General features: G+C 50.6%; 25 protein-coding genes and 1 tRNA gene. 12 read left to right on the top strand and 14 right to left on the bottom strand.

What is annotated here, in order from left to right; all coding sequences use genetic code 11:
- Window positions 1–56: 56 nt before the first annotated feature.
- Window positions 57–1019, top strand: a complete 963-nt coding sequence (gene ttcA, locus AYI96_RS09505) for a tRNA 2-thiocytidine(32) synthetase TtcA (protein WP_039032956.1) — start codon at window positions 57–59, stop codon at window positions 1017–1019.
- Window positions 1020–1193: 174 nt separating this feature from the next.
- On the opposite strand, the gene AYI96_RS09500 is transcribed toward ttcA, so the two are convergent.
- Window positions 1194–1655 (bottom strand): hypothetical protein, encoded by a 462-nt coding sequence (locus tag AYI96_RS09500; protein WP_144361497.1) that lies wholly within the window; start codon window positions 1653–1655, stop codon window positions 1194–1196.
- Window positions 1656–1845: 190 nt separating this feature from the next.
- Here AYI96_RS09500 and dgt point away from each other — a divergent pair, with 190 nt between their 5' ends.
- Complete coding sequence (dgt, locus tag AYI96_RS09495; protein ID WP_260852982.1) at window positions 1846–3303, top strand: dGTPase; 1458 nt, start codon at window positions 1846–1848, stop codon at window positions 3301–3303.
- Window positions 3304–3372: 69 nt separating this feature from the next.
- Here the strand turns inward: dgt and AYI96_RS09490 are convergent, their stop codons facing one another.
- Both AYI96_RS09490 and AYI96_RS09485 read right to left on the bottom strand, forming a co-directional pair.
- The gene (locus AYI96_RS09490) at window positions 3373–4839 is read right to left on the bottom strand and encodes a diguanylate cyclase domain-containing protein (protein WP_144361496.1); all 1467 of its coding nucleotides are present in this window, start codon (window positions 4837–4839) and stop codon (window positions 3373–3375) included.
- Window positions 4840–4964: 125 nt separating this feature from the next.
- Window positions 4965–5237: a hypothetical protein gene (locus tag AYI96_RS09485; protein ID WP_052247918.1), complete on the bottom strand. Its 273-nt coding sequence runs from the start codon at window positions 5235–5237 to the stop codon at window positions 4965–4967.
- Between the two features lie 550 nt (window positions 5238–5787).
- Here AYI96_RS09485 and AYI96_RS09480 point away from each other — a divergent pair.
- Both AYI96_RS09480 and AYI96_RS09475 read left to right on the top strand, forming a co-directional pair.
- On the top strand, window positions 5788–6861 hold the full coding sequence (locus AYI96_RS09480) for a DUF3080 family protein (protein WP_144361495.1): 1074 nt from the start codon (window positions 5788–5790) through the stop codon (window positions 6859–6861).
- A 136-nt stretch (window positions 6862–6997) separates the two neighbouring features.
- On the top strand, window positions 6998–8068 hold the full coding sequence (locus AYI96_RS09475) for a hypothetical protein (RefSeq protein WP_039032959.1): 1071 nt from the start codon (window positions 6998–7000) through the stop codon (window positions 8066–8068).
- A gap of 55 nt (window positions 8069–8123) precedes the next feature.
- On the opposite strand, the gene AYI96_RS09470 is transcribed toward AYI96_RS09475, so the two are convergent.
- The 4 genes from AYI96_RS09470 to dapA all read right to left on the bottom strand — a co-directional run bounded on the left by AYI96_RS09470 (window position 8124) and on the right by dapA (window position 14713).
- On the bottom strand, window positions 8124–11216 hold the full coding sequence (locus tag AYI96_RS09470; protein WP_144361494.1) for an efflux RND transporter permease subunit: 3093 nt from the start codon (window positions 11214–11216) through the stop codon (window positions 8124–8126).
- Window positions 11213–12298, bottom strand: coding sequence for an efflux RND transporter periplasmic adaptor subunit (locus AYI96_RS09465; RefSeq protein ID WP_039032961.1), 1086 nt, complete (start codon window positions 12296–12298; stop codon window positions 11213–11215). The genes AYI96_RS09470 and AYI96_RS09465 overlap by 4 nt, the downstream gene beginning before the upstream one ends.
- Before the next feature lie 425 nt (window positions 12299–12723).
- Window positions 12724–13824, bottom strand: a complete 1101-nt coding sequence (gene bamC / locus AYI96_RS09460) for an outer membrane protein assembly factor BamC (protein ID WP_039032962.1) — start codon at window positions 13822–13824, stop codon at window positions 12724–12726.
- Between the two features lie 4 nt (window positions 13825–13828).
- Window positions 13829–14713 carry a 4-hydroxy-tetrahydrodipicolinate synthase gene (gene dapA / locus AYI96_RS09455; RefSeq protein WP_039032963.1) on the bottom strand — a complete coding sequence of 295 codons (885 nt, stop codon included), beginning with the start codon at window positions 14711–14713 and terminating at the stop codon, window positions 13829–13831.
- 174 nt (window positions 14714–14887) lie between these two features.
- On the opposite strand from dapA, the gene AYI96_RS09450 reads away from it, so the two are divergent.
- Together AYI96_RS09450 and bcp are read left to right on the top strand one after the other, a co-directional pair.
- A complete protein-coding gene (locus AYI96_RS09450; RefSeq protein ID WP_025009712.1) occupies window positions 14888–15436 on the top strand; it encodes a glycine cleavage system protein R in 549 nt (182 codons plus the stop codon).
- A gap of 40 nt (window positions 15437–15476) precedes the next feature.
- Window positions 15477–15944 (top strand): thioredoxin-dependent thiol peroxidase, encoded by a 468-nt coding sequence (bcp, locus tag AYI96_RS09445; protein ID WP_144361493.1) that lies wholly within the window; start codon window positions 15477–15479, stop codon window positions 15942–15944.
- 788 nt (window positions 15945–16732) lie between these two features.
- Here bcp and AYI96_RS09440 read toward each other — a convergent pair.
- Window positions 16733–16823, bottom strand: a tRNA-Ser gene (locus AYI96_RS09440).
- Window positions 16824–16904: 81 nt separating this feature from the next.
- Window positions 16905–18146 carry a purine nucleoside transporter PunC gene (gene punC / locus AYI96_RS09435; protein ID WP_071475557.1) on the bottom strand — a complete coding sequence of 414 codons (1242 nt, stop codon included), beginning with the start codon at window positions 18144–18146 and terminating at the stop codon, window positions 16905–16907.
- 128 nt (window positions 18147–18274) lie between these two features.
- Between punC and punR the strand changes: the two genes are divergently transcribed.
- The 6 genes from punR (at window position 18275) to AYI96_RS09405 (ending at window position 21400) form a co-directional block, all read left to right on the top strand.
- Window positions 18275–19177: a DNA-binding transcriptional activator PunR gene (gene punR, locus AYI96_RS09430; protein WP_039032966.1), complete on the top strand. Its 903-nt coding sequence runs from the start codon at window positions 18275–18277 to the stop codon at window positions 19175–19177.
- A 146-nt stretch (window positions 19178–19323) separates the two neighbouring features.
- Window positions 19324–19983 (top strand): Bax inhibitor-1/YccA family protein, encoded by a 660-nt coding sequence (locus tag AYI96_RS09425; protein WP_100143689.1) that lies wholly within the window; start codon window positions 19324–19326, stop codon window positions 19981–19983.
- Window positions 19984–20041: 58 nt separating this feature from the next.
- Window positions 20042–20431, top strand: coding sequence for a sulfurtransferase complex subunit TusD (gene tusD, locus AYI96_RS09420; RefSeq protein ID WP_039032967.1), 390 nt, complete (start codon window positions 20042–20044; stop codon window positions 20429–20431).
- On the top strand, window positions 20431–20787 hold the full coding sequence (gene tusC / locus AYI96_RS09415) for a sulfurtransferase complex subunit TusC (RefSeq protein WP_039032968.1): 357 nt from the start codon (window positions 20431–20433) through the stop codon (window positions 20785–20787). Before tusD ends, tusC begins: the two co-directional genes overlap by 1 nt.
- Entirely contained in the window at window positions 20787–21068 is a 282-nt protein-coding gene (gene tusB, locus AYI96_RS09410) for a sulfurtransferase complex subunit TusB (RefSeq protein ID WP_025009739.1), read from the top strand. The genes tusC and tusB overlap by 1 nt, the downstream gene beginning before the upstream one ends.
- The gene (locus AYI96_RS09405; protein ID WP_039032969.1) at window positions 21062–21400 is read left to right on the top strand and encodes a TusE/DsrC/DsvC family sulfur relay protein; all 339 of its coding nucleotides are present in this window, start codon (window positions 21062–21064) and stop codon (window positions 21398–21400) included. The genes tusB and AYI96_RS09405 overlap by 7 nt, the downstream gene beginning before the upstream one ends.
- A gap of 62 nt (window positions 21401–21462) precedes the next feature.
- Here AYI96_RS09405 and AYI96_RS20485 read toward each other — a convergent pair whose 3' ends face one another.
- The 5 genes from AYI96_RS20485 to lolA are packed head-to-tail and all read right to left on the bottom strand — an operon-like array spanning window position 21463 to window position 25219.
- Entirely contained in the window at window positions 21463–21585 is a 123-nt protein-coding gene (locus AYI96_RS20485) for a hypothetical protein (protein ID WP_025009737.1), read from the bottom strand.
- Between the two features lie 13 nt (window positions 21586–21598).
- A complete protein-coding gene (gene serS, locus AYI96_RS09400) occupies window positions 21599–22885 on the bottom strand; it encodes a serine--tRNA ligase (protein WP_039032970.1) in 1287 nt (428 codons plus the stop codon).
- A gap of 18 nt (window positions 22886–22903) precedes the next feature.
- Entirely contained in the window at window positions 22904–23278 is a 375-nt protein-coding gene (crcB, locus tag AYI96_RS09395) for a fluoride efflux transporter CrcB (RefSeq protein WP_071475559.1), read from the bottom strand.
- The gene (locus AYI96_RS09390; protein ID WP_039032972.1) at window positions 23271–24602 is read right to left on the bottom strand and encodes a replication-associated recombination protein A; all 1332 of its coding nucleotides are present in this window, start codon (window positions 24600–24602) and stop codon (window positions 23271–23273) included. Before AYI96_RS09390 ends, crcB begins: the two co-directional genes overlap by 8 nt.
- Before the next feature lie 2 nt (window positions 24603–24604).
- Entirely contained in the window at window positions 24605–25219 is a 615-nt protein-coding gene (lolA, locus tag AYI96_RS09385; protein WP_039032973.1) for an outer membrane lipoprotein chaperone LolA, read from the bottom strand.
- Between the last annotated feature and the right edge of the window lie 16 nt (window positions 25220–25235).

Raw genomic sequence — 25235 nt, 5'->3', positions numbered from 1 at the left:
CTTTAGCTGGAATAATACGCGCCCTGAACCATAGTGTTACTGGGCGCTTATTTTTTATGTCTGAAGTTATGCAAGAGCTGGATAAGAAACAAATCACTCGTCTCAACAAACTGCAAAAGCGTTTACGCCGCGAAGTAGGCAGCGCCATTGCCGATTACAATATGATTGAAGAAGGCGATCGCGTGATGTGCTGCCTCTCCGGCGGCAAAGACAGCTATGCCATGCTGGACATTTTGTTGAATCTGCAGCAGCGTGCACCTGTGCAGTTTGAAATTGTCGCCGTCAATCTGGATCAGAAGCAGCCCGGTTTCCCGGAAGAGGTGCTGCCGGCCTATCTGGATAGTTTAGGCGTGGCCTACCATATTCTTGAAAAAGACACTTATTCGATAGTCAAAGATAAGATCCCCGAAGGCAAGACCACCTGCTCGCTTTGTTCCAGGCTGCGCCGCGGTACCCTTTATGGGTTTGCCCAGCGAATAGGAGCCACCAAGATAGCACTCGGCCACCACAGAGACGACATCATAGAAACCCTGTTCCTTAACATGTTCTATGGTGGCAAGATGAAGGCCATGCCACCCAAGCTGCTATCGGATGACGGGGCCAATATGGTGATCCGTCCCCTCGCCTATTGCCGTGAAAAAGACATTGCCGAATACGCCAAGCTGAAAGCCTTCCCTATCATTCCATGTAACCTTTGCGGCTCCCAGGAAAACCTCAAGCGCGCCGAGGTCAAAAATATGCTCAAGCTGTGGGACAAACAGTTCCCCGGCCGCATCGAAACCATTTTTACTGCGATGCAAAATACTGCACCATCCCAAGGCGTTGATAGAAACGTGTTTGACTTTTTGGCTCTGGAGCGTAATCCGGATGCTCCTGCCAGCGGTGAAGTTGCCGAAGCAGATTTACCAGCCTTTGACTTTATGGATGTCAGCAACAGCGGCCATATCGATCTCGATAATGCAGCAAAACATGCAGACTCGAGTCAACGTATTGAAGTAGTGGGCGTTTATCAGCCCTGAGCACGCTATTATCCGAACAAGCTGCCATTGCTTGTTCGGAACCATTACCGCATATTACGACGACCATTAAAATACGAAATACTGCCAGGATCTGAATGGCTTTTCGTCGAATGGCGAATGTCAGCCCAGATGGGGCTGGAACAAATCTGCCCCATCCCTTGCAGCTTGGTTGGATTATTTACTACGGTGGAACTTGGCGTCCTGATCGAGACACCACTGAGCCGCTGCACTCTTGTCTTCATTGGGCCGTCCGGTCAACAGTTCTCCTTGTTCATTGATGTAATAGACAAACGCTTTGGCATCCCCCAGTTCATCCCAATACAGCATGGCTTCATCTGCTTCAAGGCCTTCACAAGTCGTGATTTTATCCCCAATGGATTCAACATAAGCACTGCCCTTTATCTGACTCAGCGGCACGCCTGTGCATTGGTTATTATCATAGAGATTAGCCACACTATGGTAGCGGTTTTCCTCAAAGCGCATGATAAACTCCTTACCCAGTTTTTCGTCACTGAGACAACCGGTTGTCCACTCCCCTTGGAGTCTGTCCGGCATGGTATCATCGCCATGGAACATCAGGAAACCGAGGGTCGCCGCTAAAATAAGCAGCAACATCACACTTAAAGACTTGAGCATTAACACTTCTCTGACAAAGGATTTGTCAGGATAGTACTCTGCGATCGCCAAAGACGCTATCGAACTCATCGCAAATTTACATAGAGTGTCACAAATTGGCTCCATGGGATAAACTGTGGCACATTGAAAGTATTTACAAATTGCTGAGTTTTTTCTTTTTCAGGCAACCACTTATTTGGAGGTTTTCTCGGTGTCATCCACATTTTCTGAGATAGATTTTCGTCGTAAAATTACAGCACAACGTCCATTTGGCAAAGTGGACGCTCGGGTCGATAATCCAGAAAAACTGCAGTTGGCACTGGAGAGTGATCGCGGCCGTATCATTAACTCGGCCGCCATTCGCCGTCTACAGCAAAAGACTCAGGTATTCCCGCTGGAGCGCAATGCCGCGGTACGAAGTCGTTTGACACATTCGTTGGAAGTACAACAAGTTGGACGCTTTATCGCACAGAGGATATTTAGATACCTGGGGCCGGATGCTGAGCTATACGGTCTGCAAGAATTGGAGCGGCAACTGGAAACCCTGGTGGAAATGAGTTGTCTGATGCACGACGTCGGTAATCCTCCCTTTGGTCACTTCGGTGAAGCCGCTATCAGTCATTGGTTCAGTCGTAATCTTACTTCTCTTGTTCCTTCAGGGTTTGATTCCGAGTATCCTGAATTAATTCAAGATTTATCTCATTTTGAGGGTAATGCCCAAGGTATACGCTTAATCCACACCTTGTTAGGGCTCAACCTCACCTACAGTCAACTGGCCGGCATTTTGAAATACACTCGCCCGGGCACGCTAGTGAAAGATAAAGCCAGTCCTGAGCATAGCTATTTGATGAAAAAAGTTGGTTATTACGCCAGTGAGTCCAGCTTTGTTGCCGAACTGACACAAGCCATGGAAATGGCACCCGGTTGTCGTCACCCAGTGAGTTACATCATGGAGGCCGCCGATGATATTTCATACTGCCTTGCTGACATTGAAGATGCGGTGGAAAAAGGCATTATAGAGTTGGATACCCTAAAACAGAGTCTGATAGCCGAATACCAGCGGCAAATTGCAGTCAAGCAAGACGCTCTCGGACACCAGGACTTTATGAGTAAATCGATTGAAGCGGCAGACAGCAGCGCCCGTCACCTGGCAATCAACCAACAAAGCCAGTTCTTTACTTTCCTCCGGGTTCGGCTGATACACCCTTTGGTCAATCATGCCGCCAAGCGCTTTATCGACAATATTGATGCTGTGTACCACGGCAACCTGAACGAGTCGCTGCTTGAAGATGGCGGCTATGAGCACGCCATTACAGAAACGCTCAAGCAAGTCGCTATTAAACAGGTATTTTGCCATCGGGAAGTGGAGAAACTTGAGCTGCAGGGATACAGGATCATAACAGGTTTACTGGATAACTATCGTTCCCTGCTGGCATTGAGCGAGGACGAGTTTAGCAAACTGGTACAAGGGCAGCCCAAAACTGCGCTTATCGAAACCCGGCTATTCCATAAGCTGCCCGGTAAACACCTGGCCACCTATAAAAGAGCCATTGAAACCAATCAGTATCCTGAATTTTATCATAGGTGCCGTTTACTGCAGGATTATATCAGCGGCATGACAGACCAATACGCTTTGGATGAGTACAGACTACTTATGGTACTTGACTGAGTCTGAGCTTGATAAAGACTATTAAAATAACTGCATAAGAACCAGGCCTCTGGCGACAATCAGTTATTATCAGAAACGTCGGAACAGCAGATCATTACGTCCGGACGCCTTAACCTGATACATCAAGCGATCGGCATCGGCAAGTACCGAAAGCGGATCTCGACTTCCCGGATCTGCGTAGACGGCTCCTATGCTAATACTGAGTGGCAGTTCGCCCACTTTGGTCGAAAATGGTGCTTGTCCTACGGACAACAATAAACTCCTTGCCAGCTTTTGGGTTCCGCTCTCTGTCATCCCCAATTGCAGGATACAGAACTCCTCTCCGCCTACCCGGGCAAATACGGCATCTTCTGGCAAAAGAGTTGCCACCCTCTGTACCAGTTGGCAGATGAGCTCATCCCCTACAAGATGACCATAACTGTCATTGATCCTTTTAAAATCATCAATATCAAACAGCAACAGGGTTAAACTATCGTAACTGCGGCTGTCGCAAGCTTGTTCCAATGCCTCCATAAATGCCCGTCGGTTGCTTATTCCTGTCAGGCTATCGGTTGCCGCCAAATGAAGCAACTCTGCGTTAACTGCTTCCAGTTCTGCAGTGCGGATAGCCACAGTGCGACGAAGCATAAATACATAGCTTATGACAGCCAGAAAAAGCAAAGCCAAAACAACTTGCAATAGATAGCGTGGATAAACCGTTTCCACATACATCCAACGATTTAGGATCCTTTGGTATTCAGCATCAGGAATGCGCGCCAATCCTTGCCGAATTTCTTCCTGTAAAGTGATGTTCCCCTCTTTGACGGCCGAGCGAACTTGAGCACTGTAGAGATGACGAACCGGAACAAAAAGTGTAGGTTCTTGCGAGGTGTAAAGGTAGAAATTGGCAACCTGGAGATCAGCAACAAAGGCTTTTAACCTTCCCGCTACTGCACTTTTGAGCATCTGCTCGTTACTGGCATAAACAATTAAGCTGGTATTTGGAAACTCTCGACGAACGAAAGCCTCTTCATAGCCGCCGCTCACCACTCCCACTTCACCACCGCTATCCAGATAACGGCCAGGCTCTGTACCGAGCAATGCCTGGTTGAAGAACAGTTGACTCTCTATGCCAAGTTGCCCCTGGGCATAATCGAGATAGTGCTCTCTTTCCTGAGACCAAAGCAATCCGGCATGAATATCGGCCTGACCGCTGCGAACCAAATCCAGCGAGTGTTGCCAATCGGTCAATATGAATCGGATTTTGACTCGATTGGCCTTGGCATATTCACGCCAAATATCCACTAACATGCCGCTGGGTTCACCGGCATCATTCAGGTAAGAAAACGGTTTCCAGGAACCTGAGTTGGTGACAACAAGCTCTCTGATCGGAACGTCAATCTGACCCTTATTCGTTTGCTCTGCAGCCAAGCTTTGGCCAACTACCAATAACAGAGGCAGAAAAACAAGCTTTGTTTGACTTTGACATAGCCGAGACAGAGTAATCGACAACAGCTGAAGCCAAGGAGTAAGAGAGACAATAACAGCAAGTTTCATCAGGCCGGAATATCCTTTCAAGGCGCGACATTGGCGGGTCATACCCAGGTTGGACACCCGGGTTCAAAGACGGCCACCAGAAACACAAAATACTAACATTGGAGCAGGCATTCCGGCATCAACTTTCAGCAACGGCGGATCCGTACCACTTTCATGGTTTCCATCTCAAATCCGGCTACTATAGTGGTTTGGGGATAATAATCGACCGATACTCTGGCGCCTTTGAGCGAACGGTATTTTTTGGGGCGTTTGAAACGAAATGGTGCGTCGCAATTTTCCAACATCAGTGTGTGTTGGATCCAGTCGCCTTCATCCCTTTGGGTATGGGAGACAACCGTCTTATCTTCGGTGTGATAAAGTGGTGAGTGTTTCTCTGTCAATACGTCAGCTATTGTCATAATGCATTTACCTCCGATAGGTCGCTTCTGACTATGTATCCAAGGTCCTGACGGGCCCGACCTTGCCCGTCCAGCTCGGGCAGTAGCTTCACCTTTTGCTTCCATTTCCTTTTAAGAAGCAAATGCGAGAGACCTGGCTGTAAAGTCGCTTCCGCTTTTAGTGGCGATAGCGGCAGGGAAAAGTATTCCTGCCGCGGCAGATTGGCGGTAGCTTTTCAGTCGGGTCTGGGCAAACAGAATCCCCCCGGACGTATAGTCTCCGAGGAAAGGTCAATACAAGGTGAGCAAACATTGTAGCAAATTTGCACAGAAAGATCTTGGTGAAAAAAGAGACTGATATTTTGTTAAACCAAATTTTCAGCTAAAGCAGCCCCCATTAATAAGAGGTATCATTCTAAAAGACTAATCCCCCCGGATAGCTTTTACCCCTGTTTATGGCCACTTGTCTCCTGATGACTCAAAATCATTGCTAGTCACCGTTATATGGAGAGCCTAAGGTATATGAACAGCTTAAGGTCGATAAGCCGCTCCCTTTCTCGAGGTGATTACCATGTTGGTTCCTGTCAGATTTTCCAAATGTTGCAGTCTTCTAATTGGGATTGCGCTGGGCCTGACCGCTTGTCAAGATAACACACAAGCGCTATGGCATGACTACGCGGAGCGTCTTAGCCGAGTCACTGAACAAAGCTTTATCGCCCCTGATTATCTTCCCAAGAATAATCGCCTCTTGAATAGCGTCGGCGAGATACAAGCTCCCTCCACAAGAATGTCATTGCCATTGCTGAACAGCCTGGGGTTGATGCATTGTCGTCTGGGTGAGCTCATAGCAGACCACAACTCAATTCTTGGTAAAGTAGCCGAGCCCAGCGAACAGTTTAAGTATCAACTGGCCTTTATTCAGGCTGCACCGGCTTGTTTGCAAAGCCTCAGCCTTGATGATCAAAGCAGACGATTGTTGACGGAAGCCAAGTTACAGAAACAAAGAGAGCTGATGGATTGGTTCTACTGGATGTTATTAAAAGACAGAGCTTTGGATAAACTCCTGTTCATCAGCCATGATTCACTTTCACGTAGATCCCCCCTTGCCGGACTAACCGAAACCGAATTGGCGCTAGCCAACTTGGTGAAACTCAAAACCGATATAGAGCTGGCACAATCTGGCCGTATTTCCTGGCACGCATTGGATGTCACAAACCTTGACTCTGCACTGACTGAATTGGCGCGCAGCCGGATTATCGCCCGTAACATGCGAAGCCAGTCGATCAGCCTTCTTTGGTTAATGCAGCTTAACGATTGGTTGGAACCACAGCTAGCTCTTCTTTTATGCCGTCCCGGCCATAGCAAACAACGTCAGGAGATATTGCAGCGAATACTAGTACGAAACTTCACCGGACCGATACAGCAGCAACTGAGTCACAGTCGTCACATACAGCGACGCTTGGGCAACATGTTGCAAAGTCTCTATCAAGGAACACCTCATGCTGAACGCATTGAATATTTCTTTGCCGAAACCACAGGTGGTCCGAAAGACCTCCTAAATGCACGTCTCAATGATGAACTCAAACGTCATGTACATTGGTGGCAAAAATTAAGAGACTCCTGCAACAGTACTCCGGCAGGTTAATTAATAACATAAATAATTGAATAATAGGCTTTTATAATTTAATTACTTGACGTGCCCTCAAAGAGTTATGTTGCTCAATGGTTGTATTTTGGTAGCATTGCAACAATATCCTATGCTATTCAATCAGTGAGTTTTAATGAGAATACTTCAGGTTAGTCGGTGGTTCAGTCCACTAATAGATCAGTTTTTAGCTTTTACCCGTCGACTTCACTCAGAGATAAGCCAGCGACTTGCCAAATTAACCATAGCTCAAAAGCTCTATCTGCTGGCCCTTTTCAGCTTACCGTTTTATGAAGACCATCCGGCATTACCAACTTTGCTGACGGTAAGTGCATTGATTATTGAGTTTTGGCCATTATTTAACAAGCTGTGGCATTCATTAGCCGGCAAAGCCATGATACTGCTATTTTATGCCACCATTGCCAACTTTTCCCTGGCCAGCAGTGGTGCCATAGTTAATGAAGTCACAGGGGTTTCTGCGGCACATTTTAACTATACGCATAACTTTGCCCTGTTACTTGAACTCCCGGTTTGGATGGTTATCACCAGTAGTATCGCCTTGTTATTATTACAAATGCTGTTACCTTTCTATCTGGCAGGCCTATTATTGCTTAAATTGGTAGGGCTCATTGGTTTCAAGTGGCAGCCGAAATACGCTTATCCCGTCAGTACAGCATTTGTCAGACTCACATTGTCTTTTTTAATCCTTCATCATCTTATGTTATTGATAGATATGGAACATTTTATTGAGAGCCGTGTTCGACTTGATGATGATGGCGTGAGTTTCTCCTTCAATGGTCAATTCAAACCGGACAATAAGCAATTGAGTAATACTAACCAATCGAAAGCTGATGCTGATAACACTGACCATGTGAATTTGAAGGATGAAACTCACGAGGGAAACGCCATTAATGAGGATAACGCTGATCGTCCTGAGTCGGTTAAAGCCGAGGAGGAAGCTGCAGTTTATTCAAGGTTTACCGCGGCCTATCGCCAAAAAGTGAGACAACTGGTAGCGGATTTCGCTTTCGGTATGGAGGCAGATGGCCGTAGCCGCTGTCAGTTGGCTGAGTCAGCCCATGCTGTTGAGCTTAATGATTATGAGTTACTGCAAATCCAGCAGGATCACCAAACCCTTTATGGTTATCGTTTTGAAGTAATCCCCTGTATTTCACCGGCCTTTCCAATAACAAAAACAAGACCTTAAGGCTTTTATTCTCCAAGCGCTGCAGAGCCCAAGCTGGCACTTGGGCTCTATAGAGTTATTCTGCCAGTTCCTTTTCCAACTGTTGAGCCACCGCTTCCGGTGAGCTGGACCGGCGGGCAAATAGTGAGTAAGCCACAGGGATCACCAATAGGGTAAACACTGTAGCCAGCAAGATGCCGGAGAGCACCACCACACCAATAACAAAACGGGTCTCGGCGCCGGCACCTTCGGCAAGCACCAGAGGAACGGCGCCGGCGGCCGTGGTTATGCCTGTCATCAGTATCGGTCTGAGCCTTTGGTTGGCTGCCTGCAAAATAGCGGCGTCGAACTCAAGTCCCTTATCCCTGAGCTGATTGGCAAACTCGACGATAAGAATGCCGTTTTTGGCCGCCAGCCCTACCAACATGATGATGCCTATCTGGCTGTAGATATTCAGACTTTGGCCGGTCAGCAGCAGGCCCACCAAGGCGCCCACGGTTGCCAGCGGTACAGTCAGCATGATCACCATGGGGTGGATATAGCTTTCAAACTGCGCCGCCAATACCAGGAACACAATTCCCAGCGCCAACAGAAACACGAAGTACATGGAGCTGCCGGACTCCTGATAGTCGAGCGACTGGCCTTTGTAGCTTATCAAGGCTTCTGCCGGTAGATAAGTGTGGGCCAAATCATTGAGATAATCGAGCGCCTCACCCAGGCTATAACCTTCCGCCAGACTGGCCTCCAGGGTTATCGCCCGCATCCGGTTGTAGCGATTGAGCTGACTGGCGTCGGCAAACTCCTCTATGCTCACCAGATTCGAGAGCGGGATCAGCTGCTTACTGCGATCTGAGCGCACATAGATATTCTGCATATCCGAGGCGGTGTTCTGGCTTTCGCGGTTGCCTTCAATGATCACATCATACTCTTCACCGTCGCGCATAAAGGTGGTTACCAGGCGTGAACCCAACATGGATTCCAGTGTACGCCCTATATGAGCAATGGAGACCCCGAGATCCGCCGCCCTGTCTTTATCGATGACCACTCTGAGCTGAGGCTTGGTTTCCTTGTAGTCATGATCCAAACCGACCAGATTGGGGTTTTCCGCCGCTTTTTCCAGCATAATGTCGCGCCATCTGGCGAGCTCCTCATAACTGGGACCGCCAATGACAAACTGTACAGGTTTACCGACACCGCGGCCAAAGGCCTGGCGCATCACGGGAAATGCCCTGACGCCGGCGAGATCGGCGAGCCTTGCGCGGATATCATTGATGATCTCCTTGGCGGGACGGCGCTGGCCCCAATCATTGAGTACTATGATCGCCATACCGTTGGAGAAGTTGGCCGAGCCGCCCCAACCGCGAGGCGCACGGATCAACAAACGTTTGACTTCGCCGCTGTCGACCAAAGGCATCAAACGCTGTTCCACCTCGTTCATATAGGCTTCAATATATTCATAGCTGGCGCCCTCCGGGCCATTGACCATCAGGAACATTGAGCCTCTGTCTTCCTGAGGAGCAAACTCCTGCGGGATCTGTTTAACCATGTAGGCACTGGCCCCGAGAGCCACCACCACCAAAAGGGAAGCCAACAAGGGATGCTTCATGGCGCCGGTAAGACTGCGGCTGTAAAAGCCTGCCAGAGCGTTCATTCCCTTATCGACCTTGCGCATCAGCCAGGTATCCTGGCTCGCGGGTTTAAGCAGCTTGGAACACATCATGGGGCTGAGTGTCAGGGCCACTATCGATGAAAACAACACGGCAGCACTCATGGTGACGGCAAACTCTTTAAACAACTTGCCGAGATCGCCATCAAGGAAGGTGATCGGCATAAATACCGCCACCAATACCGCCGTAGTAGCAATAACCGCAAAGGCCACCTCTCGGGCGCCGAGGAAAGCGGCTTTCAGTGGACTGTCGCCCTCTTCGATACGGCGGTGAATGTTTTCCAGCATCACGATGGCATCATCCACCACCATGCCGATGGCCAGGATCATCGCCAGCAGGGTCAAGAGGTTAATTGTGTATCCCAAGGCGTAAAGCACGATAAAAGTGGCTAGTAGGGATACGGGCACAGTTAGCGCCGGGATCAACATGGCGCGCACACTGCCAAGGAACAGGTAGATGACGATGATCACCAGAATAATGGCGATAAACAGCGTCTGATAAACCTCGTCGATAGAGGCTTCGATAAATACCGAGCTGTCGTAGGAGCGTTTGATCTCCATCCCCTGGGGCAGAGTCGGGTTGATCTCATCCACCAGTTTATTCACTGCCCGCGCCACTTCCAAAGTATTGGCGGTAGACTGTTTGGAGACCCCAAGGCCTATCATGGCCTCGCCGTTACCGCGGAACATGATCCGCTCTTCCTCCGAGCCAATTTCGACCTGAGCCACATCTCCGAGCTTAACCAGGTAACCGTCGCCCCCTTGGGTCAGCGCCAGGTTGGCAAAGTCTTCGGCGGTGCGAAAGCTACGCTCAAGCCGCACGGTAAAGTGGCGCTCTTTGGATTCGATGGAGCCGGCCGGCAGTTCGACGTTTTCCGATCGTAGCGCCGCTTCGATATCGGCCACCGTCAGGTTACGGGCTGCCAGCGCCTGGCGGTCAATCCAGACCCGCATGGCGTAGACCTTGCCGCCACCGACACGCATATTGGCTACCCCGTCGATGACGGAGAATCTGTCGGTGAGGTAACGACGGGCATAATCGGTGAGTTGCAAAGTGGTCATCTGATCCGACACCAGATTAAGCCACATGATCACTTCATCACCGCCATTGGCCTTTTGTACTTCCGGCGGATCGGCCTCTTCCGGCAGGTTATCGAGCAAACCTGAAATACGGTCGCGGACATCGTTGGCCGCGGCTTCAATATCGCGGTCGATATCAAATTCCAGCACCACGGAAGAGCGGCCGTCTGTACTGGATGAATTGATATGGCGTATGCCTTCAACGCCACTGATCCTGTCTTCAATCAGTTGAGTGATCCGGCTTTCCACCACGGAGGCACTGGCGCCGCGATAACTGGTATCTATCGAGACTATCGGTGGGTCAATATCCGGATATTCGCGCAGTGGCAACTTACCGAAGGACACCAGACCGAAAGCGATCAACAAAAGACTGATGACCGAAGCCAAAACCGGTCGTTTAACGGAAATGTCTGTCAGTATCATGCTGTGGTCTTCGCCTCTTCAGCCGTCAGGAAGCTGAAATGTTCCTTGAACTCCACCTTGACCTTGTCACCGGGACGGACCTTGAGGATCCCGCGAATGATCACCTGCTCACCCAGCTCGACGCCTTCGAGAATTTCCACCCAGCCACGGCTGCGCAGCCCTATGGTGACCTGTCGCTGTTCTACCACACCTTCGCTGTTGGCCAGATAGAGGTAGTGGCGGTTTTGAATAGGAATAATAGCCGACTCTGGCAGCAGTAATGCCTCACGGTTTTGCTTGATAAGCTTCACTTTCATCAACATACCCGGCAGCAGTTGACCATCCGGGTTGGGGATTTCGGCGCGCACCACGACTGCCCTTGTGGTAGGGTTAACCCGGCTGTCGATAGAAACAACCTTGCCGCGAAACAGCTTATCCGGATAGGCTACCGCACGGGCTTCCACGATTTTGCCCGGCAACAAGTCCTGAATAAACCGCTCGGGAACCGAAAAGTCCAACTTGATAACCGAGATATCATCCAGGGTGGTGATCACCACGCCCGGGGTCACCAGGCTACCGACCGAGACTTGGCGTAATCCCAGGCGACCGTTGAAGGGGGCGGTGATCTGCCTGTCCCGCAGTGCCGCCTGGGCCTGTTCGACTTCGGCCCTGGCACTTTCTATCAGGGTTTGCAGTCGGTCGCGTTCGGTTTCAGCCACTGTCTTGCTGGTGACAAGCGAGCTGATGCGGTCAAACTCACGGGTATTCTCCCGCACCTTGATCCTGGCCAATTCCACCCTGGCCTGCTGCTCGGCGTCCTGCAGTTTAGCAAGTAGCTGTCCTTGCTTGACTATCTGACCATCATCGAAACGAATCAAGGTCACCACATCGCTGACCTTGGGGGTGATGGTTACTGATTCATAAGCCTTGGAGGTACCAAGTGCTTCCACTTCATCCCTTACGGCCTGAATGGCGGCCTTATACACCACAACATTGGGTACCGGGCGGGCCTTTTTCTCCGCCGGGGCTTGCTGCTGATGCCATTGCTGATAACCAATGGCAGCGGCCGCCAGTAGTACCACTAGGAGTATTGTTTTTTTCATTGATTGTCCGAAGGTACAGAGTTTTATGGGTAAAACAGTTTACCCTGCGACTTATCGGCTTCAATACGTTTTACTTTTACTTACAAATTACATTTATTTGACATAGATAGACACACAGTCAAAACATCTGCATTAACCACTACCAGCCAGAGATACCGGCCGCCTAATTCCACAGAAAACAAAGAGTGTTCTGCATAAGGCCATATAAGCAGTGACTGACTTATTTCATCATTCGTTCTGTATAACTGAATGCACAGCATAAAGATTACACAAAAACATTACAAATTAAGTGGTTATAGAGAAGAGTTAGTTGATACTGCCGAAGGGCTCTGGTGGCTAAAAGTCCCTATTACCTGGCAAGCAATAAAAAAGGCGCCGAATTCGGCGCCTTTCCAATCAAACCGGCAGCAATAAACTAGAAGCGCTTAACGCACCTTGCGATCTTCGCGCATTAACTCCGCCAGATTCTGATAAACGGCTTCAATGGTTTCATTGGCGAGTGGCTGATCGGCCACATCGTGCAGACGAATTTCAGTCTGTTCTTTGTTGGCAGCATCTTCTTTCAGCAACAAACGATAACTGCCCTCTTTGAGCGCCAACTTGTTATCGCCCCACAAGGAACTCCAGAAGCCGGAGTTGTCATTCAGATTAACGTAGAACAAGCCTTTGCTTGAGTCCATGTCCACGACTTCCAAGCCAAGCTCAGGCAGTACTATCCGTAGACGATCCCAGGTGCGCTTGAAGGGCGCATCGGCCACCCAGTAGCTCTCACTGTCACCACCCTGAGACAGTGACATATCAATGCCCAGACTCTGCTTGATGCGGTTGGCCTTGATCATCTGTTCACGCTTGAGGCTCATATAGGCCACAGCACTGTTGAGCATGTCTATGGTGTAACGGCGCTTGTCTTCACCGCTGAGCAATACCGGCAGCTCTGAGCCGTCATAATGCTCTTCGTGGTCGATAAGTGTGATCAGCAAATTACCGGTACGGCCATGAGGGCGAACTTCAACATCAAAACGAAAACGCTGCCGCAGTTGGTAGACTTTATCGCTGCCAAACCAGGAAGAATCGAGCACCTGCTCTGTCTCAATCCAGTCGGTCTCGATAGAGCCTTTATCATAATCTTCAGAGACAACGCCATAGCTTTGCTTTTGCAGATAACCCTTAACTGTACTGTAAATCTCCTGTTTGAGATCAACACTGTTGTCAATGGACTCAACCACCACTTTAATGTTGTCACTGCCCTCTTCCACATGGGTGCCTTCCGCCATAGGCAGTACTTGCAAAGGCGGACGAATATCGAGTTTTTCACCGACAAACTCGGGATTGCTTTTGGCGCCCGCTTGCGGGATCTCAAACTCTTTACTGAATCTTGGAGTGTCCAAACCTTCCGGGATCACCAAAGGTGCTGAAGTGCCGGCATCTACGTATTCGAAGTCGCCATTGGCCTGGCGACGATCAATCGGCGTACTGCAGGCTGTAACAGCGACAACCATCACTAAGGGGGTAACTTGCTTTAGCATTAAATTATTCAACCTCTATCCCGGCTTTTTGCATTGCGTTAAGCAACAGACCATGAAACTCTTCGGAAAGTTCAGTCAGAGGCAAACGAATTGTGCCTTCGCTGATGAGTCCCATACGGTGAACCGCCCATTTAACCGGTATTGGGTTTGCCTCACAAAAGAGTGCGCTGTACAAGCCGCTCAGGGATTCATCAATGGCTTTTGCCTCTACGGATCTTCCTTGCAGCGCCGCATCACACATAGCCTTGAATGCCTTAGGGACGATATTATTGGCAACCGAGATCACCCCATTGCCACCAAGAGCCAAAAATTCACGCGCCGTGGCATCGTCGCCACTGAACAGCAGAAAATCGTCACCGCAAAGCTCACGCAGTTGCTTCACCCGGGAGAGGTCGCCAGTGGCTTCTTTCACCCCAATGATGTTGGGCACATCACAAAGCTGGGCAACGGTTTCCGGCTTCATGTCAACCGAAGTGCGGCCGGGAACGTTATACAGAATTTGGGGAACATCCGTGCTGGCTGCAACCGCTTTATAATGGGCAACCAAGCCTTTAGGTGTTGGCTTGTTATAGTAAGGAGTAACCCCCAACATGGCGGCCACGTCGAGTTTCGACAATTCCCGGGTCAGTTCTATGGCTTCGGCGGTGGCATTGGCACCATTACCGCCTATGACGGGAATACGACCTGCGGCAAAAGAAAGGGTTTGCGACACCACTTCAAGGTGTTCGTGAATGGGCAGAGTGGCTGATTCGCCTGTGGTACCAACTGCAACTATGGCATCAGTCCCCTGTTTGATATGAAATTCCACCAAACGCTCGAGACTTGCAAAATCCACTGAGCCATCGCCTTGCATGGGCGTAATTAAGGCTACGATGCTTCCGTTTATCATCTTATGTCCCCAAGATTTCAGGATTCGCTATGGTACTGGTGCAGCCAGCCAATGACAAGCACTGTCAGGGCTAACAAATCGAATAAGTTGTGGTAGCATGGTTGACTGCACAAAAAACTCAGCTCACAGTGGCTGAGTTTTCGCTCTATGATACCGGAAATATGAGGAAAATTCATGACCAACTACCTGGTCGTTACCGCTATGGGCGCCGACCGTCCCGGCCTGGTCAGCAAACTGGCAAGATTAGCCAGTGATTGCGACTGTGACATAGTCGACAGCCGCATGGCGCTGTTCGGCAACGAGTTTACTCTAATTATGATGTTGTCCGGCTCCTGGGCATCCATTACCAAGATAGAAACCAGCCTTCCCAGTCTCAGTGTCGAGCTTGAGCTGATGACAGTGATGAAGCGCACCTCCAAGCACACGCCGCAAAATTATATCTCGCGTATTGAAGTGACTTTCAATGGTCAGGATCAGCGTGGCACCATGAAGCGCATCTCGCAGTTTTTGGCAGACAGATCTTTGGATCTCGGTGCGGTACGCTCATATTCGGAAGAGTTGCCGGACGGCAGCCAGACTCAGCACGTTTTCCTGGCCATCAATATCCCGGAAAAAGTCGAATTGGATAAGCTGGAAACCAGCATTCAAGCCTTGGCCGAAGAGATGTCCCTGACCTGCAACATCAAACGTATGCAAGGAATTGCGGTTCCCAAGGCCGATTGAATCCCACTTATACCAAATAAAGATCAAAAGGATTGAACGCATGAACACCTTAAATGCAGGCGATAAAGCGCCACTCTTCACCCTTAAAAACCAAAACGATGAAAATGTTTCACTGCAAGATTGCCTGAAAAAAGGCCGGGTACTGGTGTACTTCTACCCCAAGGCGATGACGCCGGGCTGCACAGTGCAAGCCTGTAGTCTCAGAGACAGCAAGACGGAACTGGACGAATTCAATGTAACCGTGCTTGGAATAAGCACTGATCCCGTGGCGAGACTGGGCAAGTTTATCGATAAGCATGAGCTCAACTTCACTCTGCTCAGCGATGAAGATCACGCAGTAGCCGATGCCTTCGGCGTCTGGGGCGAGAAAAAATTTATGGGCAAAGTTTATGATGGTCTGCACCGCCTGAGTTTTCTGATTGACCAGGACGGCACCATCAGCCACAGATTCGACAAGTTCAAGACCAAAGATCACCATCAAGTGGTGCTGGACTATCTCAAGGGATAAATCCCGTGGCTAGTTTGCCGGCTTCTATTGCGGGCACTTGCTACATAGCTAACCTAAGTTCTGTAGCTCCGAGCCTGAAATACTAAAAAAGTCCGCAATGCGTAATGCCGTTCACTTAATGTGAACGGCATTAATCCATCGGCGTCATTATTGCTTAATCAAAAAATGAAAAAGCCCGCCTGTTTGCACAAGCCGGCTTCACTGAATATGGCAAAGGAGCAGGGATTTGAACCCTGCATGACGGCGCTATAAACCCACCATCCACTAACCGCCCATACCAGGCTAATGGCAATCATCAAAACTCAGATACGAAAAAGCCCGCCTGTTTGCACAAACGGACTTCTCTGAATATGGCGGAGGAGCAGGGATTTGAACCCTGCATGACAGCGCTATAAACCCAGCAGTCCCTCGGAAATCCCCCAAACAACACCAAACGAATAACAATCATCAAAACTCAGACACGAAAAAGCCCGCCTGTTTGCACAAACGGGCTTCTCTGAATATGGCAAAGGAGCAGGGATTTGAACCCTGCATGACGGCGCTATAAACCCACCATCCTCTAACCGCCCATACCAGGCTAATGGCAATCATCAAAATAAGATACGAAAAAGCCCGCCTGTTTGCACAAGCGGGCTTCTCTGAATATGGCGGAGGAGCAGGGATTTGAACCCTGTGCATAAGGGCGCTATAAACCCAGCAATCCTCAAAGCGGTGCCAAGCTAGCAGCAATCATCAAAACTGAGAGACGAAAAAGCCCGCCTGTTTGCACAAGCGGGCTTCTCTGAATATGGCGGAGGAGCAGGGATTTGAACCCTGGATGGGCTATAAACCCATGCCGGTTTTCAAGACCGGTGCATTCAACCACTCTGCCACCCCTCCGAACGCTGCAAATACTATAGTGAGCGTCTGAGACTGTAAAGTAGAAAATGTCATGGTCTTATCTATTTGCTCAATCTGCACTCAGTCCTTAGGTGTTTCTTCTGCATGCATTGCCAAACGCGCCGGATCCGGCTTGGTAAAACCTGCCCTCACCTGCGACCAGTCGGCAAACTGACGCAGTTTATAGCCAGCAAATACCAGCACACTGCACCCCAGGATCCCCCAGGCAATAGCAGTTTCCCCGGCCGTGGCCCACACAGCAACCAGGCTTGATGCTCCGAATGCCAAGGTGATCTGTAAAAAGTTTTGCAGACCGGCCGCTTTGGAGGCGCACTGACTGAAATGTTGCAGCGCACTGTTAACCACTATCGGATAAATGGCACCATTGGCCGCGGCCAGTACAGAAAACGCAATTAGCAGTGGATAGATGGTTTGCGCCTTGAATACCAAAGTTGCCAAGGCTATCGCCAGCACACACAAACCAAACAGCGCCAGCAACAGTTTAAGCGTCATCTCACTGCCTACCCTGCGGATAAGCAACTTGCTGGCATAGCCACCGACGATAAACATGATGGTTTGCGGAATAAAGCTTAAACCTATGGCATTTGCCTGGTAGCCGTGCTGTTCCATCACTATCGGCCAGAGTGTCAGGTAGGCGAAGAAAGCCCCGGAACATGCACCATAGATGAGTACATTGCCCAAATAACCTGTGTTGTTGAAAAAGGTCTTGTAAGCCACTTTTTCTTCAGCTTTGGCCGAGCCTTCGCTTGCCGGCTTAACCAACACCATGGTCAATGCCATCAATGCCGTTGCCGTCGCTGCCAAAATGAAAAATATCGCTTCCCAGCCCAGATGCCCAAGCACCTTGGCGCCGAGAATGGGCGCCAATGCCGGTGACAAGGCCACCAAGGGCATGATGTTGGAGAAAATGCGTTGTGAGTCTTTGGCATCATACTGCTCTACCACCAAAGCCTGCCAAATGACGGCAGCACTGCAGACGCCTATCGCCTGGAAGAAACGGGCACAGTTGAGCATGATGATATTGTCACTGAAACCTATACTGACTGTCGCCAGGGCAAACAACGCCAAACCACCGAGCAGTGAGTTGCGTTTACCGAAACGCTGCACCAGAGGGCCGTAGAGCAGTTGCCCCAAGGCCAATCCGGCCAGGAAAGAGGTCAAGGACATGGCTACTTGAGAAGCGCTGGCATCAAGAGAGCTTTCAATTGCTTTGAATGCTGGGAGATACATGTCGGTCGCGATGAAAGCCAACATGCTCAGAAGCGCGAGATAGCATAAAAACATGAAATATTTAAGAGTCATATACAACCTGGTTACAACTTAAGATAAAAGTAATATGAATGCCGGTGCAGTCTAAAGCCTTGCTCTATCGAGGTGAAACGTTTATTTTTGACTTATGCCTTCAAATATTCTCACAGCAAGGAATCGCCATGCTTTCTGAACAGTCGTTACAACTTATCGATATTGTTTCTCACCTTGGCAGTTTCACCGCCGCAGCCAACAAGCTGCATAAGGTGCCCTCCGCCGTGAGTTATGCCATTAAGCAGATTGAGGAAGAGCTGGGGGTTGTGCTATTTGAACGCCACCACCGCAGCGTCAGTTTGACGCCCGCCGGAGCTCACTTCGTCAAGGAAGCCAGGATCATGCTCAAGCAACTGGACGATCTGAAACGGGAAACCCAGCGGGTGGCCAATGGTTGGCAACCGACGCTGTCCATCGCTTTGGATAACATAGTCAGGGCAGACAGGATCAGTGTGTTAATTGCCGACTTCTATCGCCACTTCACCGATGTGGAGCTGATCATTCGCATTGAGGTGTTCAACGGTGTTTGGGAAGCCTTGTCTACCGGGCGCAGCGATGTTGCCATAGGGGCGACCACCGCCATTCCGGTCGGCGGCGCCTACCATCACAGAGACATGGGCGACATCGAGTGGGCATTTTTGGTGAGCAAGTCTCACCCATTGGCGGCCATAGACCGGCCTCTGGAGGATGAAGAGCTCAGGCCCTTCCCCTCTATTTGCCTGGACGATACTTCCAGAGAGATCCCCAAGCGCCACACCTGGTTGCTGGACAATCAGCGCCGCTTGGTGGTGCCGGATTGGATCCGTGCCATCAACTGCTTCCGCGAAGGCTTGGGGATAGGCTATATGCCGGTGCACCTTGCCAGCCCCTTTATTCGCGCCGGAGCCTTGGTGGAAAAACAGTTAGCAACGCCGCTACCGGCCAGTTCCTGCTGTCTGGCTTGGAATGCCAATAAGATGTCACCGGCGCTCAAATGGGTACTGGATTATCTGGGCGATACCGAAAAACTGCACAGAGAGTGGCTCGCCTGACTTTAATTCATAAAGGATTCAGTGTTTAATGGCACAATCTATAACAGGAAACCTGCAGCGGAACCATATAAGGTTTAAGCTGCTCTAACATGGAAACTAGCCGGGCCATTAACCCTGGCTATGTCAGTCAACCTTCGGAGAAGCAAATGACTCAGCAAACCCTTTATTCGAGCCAAACTTCCACTATGGAAGTGAACAAAATGCTCAGAAACACCTACATGCTGCTGGCAATGACCATAGGGTTTTCAGCCGTATGTGCCGCCATCGCCATGGCGATGGGAATCGGCCCCATGATGTCACTGGGACTTTCCATCGGTGGCTTGGTGTTGCTGTTCGTTACCCTGAGAAAAGCGGAATCCGCCGCCGGGATCTTTTGGGTATTTGCCTTTACCGGTATGGAAGGTGCGTCTCTGGGTTATATCCTCAACCATTACGCCGGCATGAGTAACGGTCCTGAGTTGATTATTCAGGCCTTTGGTCTGACATCAGCCATCTTCGTCGCCCTGTCGGCCTATGCCGTGACCACCAAGAAAGATTTTTCCTTTATGCGCGGCTTCTTGATTGCTGGTCTGGTGGTCGTCATTGCCGCAGCAGTGATCAATATATTTGTCGGTAACGGCGCAGTATTTATGGCGGTCAATGCGGGTATCGCCCTGCTGATGACAGGTTTTATCCTGTTTGATACCAGCCGTATCGTTAATGGGGGTGAGACCAACTATATCCGCGCTACTATCGCCCTTTACCTGGATTTCCTCAACCTGTTTATCAGCCTGCTGCACCTTATGGGTGTTGGTGGCGATGACTGATCCCCACGGGATGGAAAATAGGTTAAAATGGCCCTAATTCAGGGTCATTTTTTTTGGTATGAGCAAACTTATTATTATGGTGAATGGCAGTGTCTACGGCCCGGCGGCCGGCTTCCATGCACTCAAATATACTCGGGCTGCGCTGCAAGCGGGCCATGAGGTTCACTGCGTATTCTTTTATCAGGACGGCGTAAGTCAGTCCAATGCCCTATGCGCGCCGGCATCGGACGAATTGGACTTAACTGCCGCATGGCAACAGTTGGCAAAGGAGTGGCAGCTTAATCTGGTGAACTGCGTCTCTGCCGCCCTGCGCCGCGGTGTGCTTTCAGCACAGGACGCCAAGGACAACGCCAAAGCGAGTGCCAATCTGGCCGCTGGCTTTACCATGGGAGGGCTTGGCGAGTTGGTCACCGGGCTTGAAAAGAGTGATCGTCTGGTGAGTTTTTAATGAAGAAAATAGCCATTATTTTTCGCCGGGCTCCGCATGGTTCGGCTTCCGGGCGCGAAGGCCTGGATCTGGCGCTGCTGAGCGCCAGTTTCGAGCAAGAGGTGAGCCTGATATTTACCGATGAAGGCGTGCTTACGCTGCTGAAGCAGCAGCAACCTGAGCTTATCGGCTGCAAGGATTATATCGCCACCTTAGGTGCGCTGCCGCTCTATGACATAGACACTGTGCTGGTCTGCAAGCAATCGCTGCAGGAATTGGGACTTGGCCGCACCGAACTGGTTATTCCTGCCACCATTTGTGATAACGAGCAGATCCGCCAGACTCTGCTTGATGCCGATGAGGTCATGGTTTTCTGATGATATTACACCAAATACAAACATCGGCGGCGCGCGATACTGCGCTGTCCTGCGCACTGAGATATGCCGGTAAGACAGATGTGTTTCTGCTGGCCGGCGATGCAGTAAGCGCCCTGCTGAAACGTCAATGGGCCATGGCGCTATCACCATTTAAAGTGGTGCTGGTGGCTGATGATGTTAAGGCCCGCGGGCTGGAAGACTTTCTTGGTAATTATGAACAGTTGGATTATCCGGCGCTGGTAGCGCTGACATTGGCTCATACAAAGGTTATTTCGTGGTAGATTTCATTCAATTCAATGACAAGCAGATAGCGACCGATCCTCAAGGGTACTTGAAGCAGGTTTCCGATTGGACGCCCGAGCTGGCGCCCGTTATCGCCGCAGGTGAAGATATAGAGCTGACCGCTGCCCATTGGGAAGTGGTTAACTTTGTGCGTCACTTTTATCTTGAATACAAGACCAGCCCGGCTATCCGGGTTTTGGTCAAGGCAATCGGCCAGGCGCTGGGGCCGGAGAAAGGCAACTCCAAGTACCTCTACACCCTGTTCCCTATGGGGCCGGCCAAGCAGGCAACCAAGATTGCCGGGTTGCCCAAACCGGCCAAGTGTATTTAGAGCAACTCGATTTCGCACACAAAAAAGCCCCGAACTTCGGGGCTTTTTACTATGCAGAATAACTATTTTAAATTCTCATATACCAGCATGGCTGCCTTGCCGAGCGTGGCTAAAAACAGGGCAGAAAAAACTGCGATGACGGCCACGTAGGCAAGCCAGCGCAGGTAGCGCTGACCTTTATCCATATGACCTCACCCATCAACCTATTTTTTCAATGCCACCCATATAGCTTCGCAGTGCTTCAGGTACTGTGACACTGCCATCGGCATTCTGGTAGTTTTCCAAAATGGCTACCAGCGTGCGACCAACTGCCAGACCAGAACCGTTCAGAGTGTGGATAAGCTTTGGCTTGTTGTCGTCTTTGGAGCGATAACGGGCCTGCATTCGCCGCGCCTGGAAGTCACGCACGTTAGAGCAGGAAGAGATCTCACGGTAGGTATTTTGAGCCGGAACCCAGACTTCAACGTCGTAGGTCTTGGCGGCACCAAAGCCCATATCACCGGTACACAGGACGATAGTTCTGTGTGGCAGACCCAGCTTCTTCAGTACGTTTTCGGCGTGACCGACCAACTGTTCCAATGCGGCTTCAGAATCTTCCGGCTTCACCAATTGCACCATTTCGACCTTGTCGAATTGGTGTTGGCGGATAAGGCCGCGAGTATCTTTACCGTAAGAGCCGGCTTCACTGCGGAAGCATGGCGTGTGAGCAGTCAACTTGATAGGCAACTCGGCCTCATCCAGTATGGTGTCGCGGGCCAGGTTAGTCAGCGGCACTTCGGCGGTTGGGATCAGGCTAAGCCCCTGGCCTTCCTCTGTGGCCGGTTTGGTGTGAAACAGATCTTCACCAAATTTGGGCAGTTGGCCTGTGCCCTTAAGGCTGGCTTCGTTGACCAGTAAAGGCACATAGCATTCGGTGTAGCCGTGCTCCTGAGTATGCAAATCCAGCATGAACTGCGCCAGAGCGCGGTGCATACGGGCAATTTGGCCCTGCATAAAGATAAAGCGTGAACCCGTTACCTTAACGGCACTCTTGAAATCCAATCCTTTGAGCTGTTCACCGAGATCCACATGATCCCGTACCGGGAAGTCGAACTCCCTTGGTGTGCCCCAGCGGCGGATTTCCACGTTGTCGTTCTCGTCTGAACCCACAGGTACAGATTCATCCGGCAAATTGGGAATGCTCATGGCAATAGCATCCAGCTCTTCAAGCAGCGCACTCAGCTCCTGCTTTTTACTGTCCAACTGGCTGCCGAGATCGCCTACCTGCGCCATGATTGGAGCAACGTCCTCACCGCGGGACTTGGCTTGACCTATGGACTTGGAGATGGCATTGCGACTGGCCTGCAGCTCTTCGGTTTCCACCTGCAGCGACTTACGCTTTTCTTCCAGCTTGGTCAGCCTGTCTACATCGAGGATAAAACCGCGGGTCGCCAGGCGCTCCGCAGTTGTTGCGAGTTCATTACGCAGATATTTTGGATCTAACATGTCTACTTGTCTTATCAGTTATACGCGTGAAAAAATCAGCAGTTGCCCCAGGTAAACCATGGCCAGGCACAGTCCCAGGTTCAACGCCACATTCAGAAATGCCTTTAGCAACTCACCTCCCTGTATCAGCAGTAAGGTTTCATTTGAGAAAGTCGAGAAGGTTGTCAGTGCTCCAAGAAATCCGACACCGACCAGCGCCTTGATCTCAGGGCTGATATGACTGAGTTCTCCCAGTGCATAGATCATCCCCATCAGAAATGAGCCAAGTACATTAACAACCAGTGTACCAAAAGGAAAACCACTGCCAAATAGCTGGAGCACAAATATCGATATCAGGTAGCGCAAAACTGCGCCGGTTGCACCGCCAAGGGCGACAACGGTCAGATTAATCATACCTTTTGTTCTCACTTTGGCGGTCGAGCTGGCAAAGCTGCGCCAACTTATCGCGGATCCGTTTCTCGAATCCCCGCTCAGTCGGATAATAAAAACGACTCTCGGCCAAGGCTTCGGGGAAATAACATTCACCGGCGGCGTAAGCATTGGCCTCATCATGAGCATAACGATAGCCTTCACCGGCACCAATGGATTTCATCAGTTCGGTCGGCGCGTTTCTCAAATGCATGGGAACAGGCTGCTGGCCGGTTTCCCGGGCCAGTTGTCTGGCCGCCTTAAAGGCTGTATACACCGCATTACTCTTGGGCGCCGAGGCCAGATAAACAATCGCCTGCGCGATGGCACGCTCGCCCTCTGCCGGGCCGACCCGGTGGAAACAGTCCCAAGCGTTGAGAGCGACTGTCATTGCGGTAGGATCGGCATTCCCCACATCTTCAGAGGCTATCGCCAGCAGGCGTCTTGCAACATACAGAGGATCGCAGCCCCCTTCCAGCATGCGACAAAACCAATAGAGCGCCGCATCTGGCGCCGAGCCGCGAATCGATTTGTGCACGGCAGAGATCAGGTCGTAATATTGATCGCCATTCTTATCAAACCCCGCCAACTGTTCACCGGCTACCTGCACCAGCATGGCCTCGGTAAAACTACCGCCGTCCGGCAGCATGTCACTCATCAGCTCCACCAGGTTGAGAACCTTGCGGGCATCACCATCGGCGAGAGTCGCCAACTTGGCCATCAGCTCCTGCGGCATCTGCAACCTGCGTTTGCCAAGGCCACGCTCTTCATCAGCGAGCGCCTGGGTCACTATGGTAGCAATCTCGTCTTCATCGAGACGCTTAATCAGATAAACCCGCACCCTGGAAAGCAAAGCGTTATTGATTTCAAACGAAGGGTTTTCTGTGGTGGCGCCGATAAAAATCACAGTGCCATCTTCAATAAAAGGCAGAAAAGCATCCTGCTGGCTCTTGTTGAATCTGTGCACCTCATCGACAAACAGCAAGGTGCGCTGGCCGCGCGATTGCGCCACATTTTTGGCATGTTCTATCGCCGAGCGGATCTCTTTCACCCCGGATGTGACCGCAGATATTCGTTCCACGTGAGCGTTGGCATAATGAGCGACCAGCTCTGCCAGTGTCGTCTTTCCGGTACCCGGCGGCCCCCAGAACATCATGGAATGGGCCTTTCCTGCCTCCAGTGCCAGTCTCAGCGGTTGCCCTGGTCCCAGCAGATGTTGTTGACCGACGTATTGCTCCAGCGTCGCCGGGCGCATTCTTGCAGCCAGAGGGCGAAAGTCGGGGGCGAAATCAAAGCTCAGGCTGGACAAGGTTAACCTTCCCGCCCTGGGCGCTGATCGTCAATGGAAACGCCTTCGGGAACCTCAAATTTAAACAGTGTCTTGTCGCTATCTGTCAACGGCTGTTGCCCGCTCAGGTTGAACTGACTGAGATTACCCTGAGTGTCTTTCAGTGCCAGTTGGGTCAAAGTATTATCATTGAAACAGACGCTGACCTGCTGTACTCCGGCCTCTTCAGTCTTGGGTGCTATCTGGAAACACTCTTTGTCCAGAGTGATGTTATAGCGGGCCCAACTGGCCTCGTCGCGGCGCACTAAAAGCGTCATGGGCGAAGCGGCAATGGCATTTTCCAGCGCTAGCACGCTCACTTCCTCGGCGAACGGGTTATAGATCCAAACATCTTTGCCATCTGCCACTATCACAGATTCATCCGGCTGCTGTAGATGCCAGTAAAACTGATTGGGCTGCGCCAAGGCGAGCTCGCCAGTGCCTTGCTGAATAAGTTTGCCATTAATATCTGTAACCTGCTGCTGGAAATCGGCTTTCAGACCGGCAATGGCATCTAACTTAGCTTTGAGTTGTCCGGCATCATCGGCCACGGCCGGTAAGCTCATTGCCAGAGCAAGAAACATAACGCTTTTTTTCATCTGTACCTCAATCTGT

It is taken from the genome of Shewanella sp. MSW (assembly GCF_007636515.1).
Classification (GTDB): domain Bacteria; phylum Pseudomonadota; class Gammaproteobacteria; order Enterobacterales; family Shewanellaceae; genus Shewanella; species Shewanella indica.
This window is presented reverse-complemented; position numbering and strand designations above follow the sequence as displayed.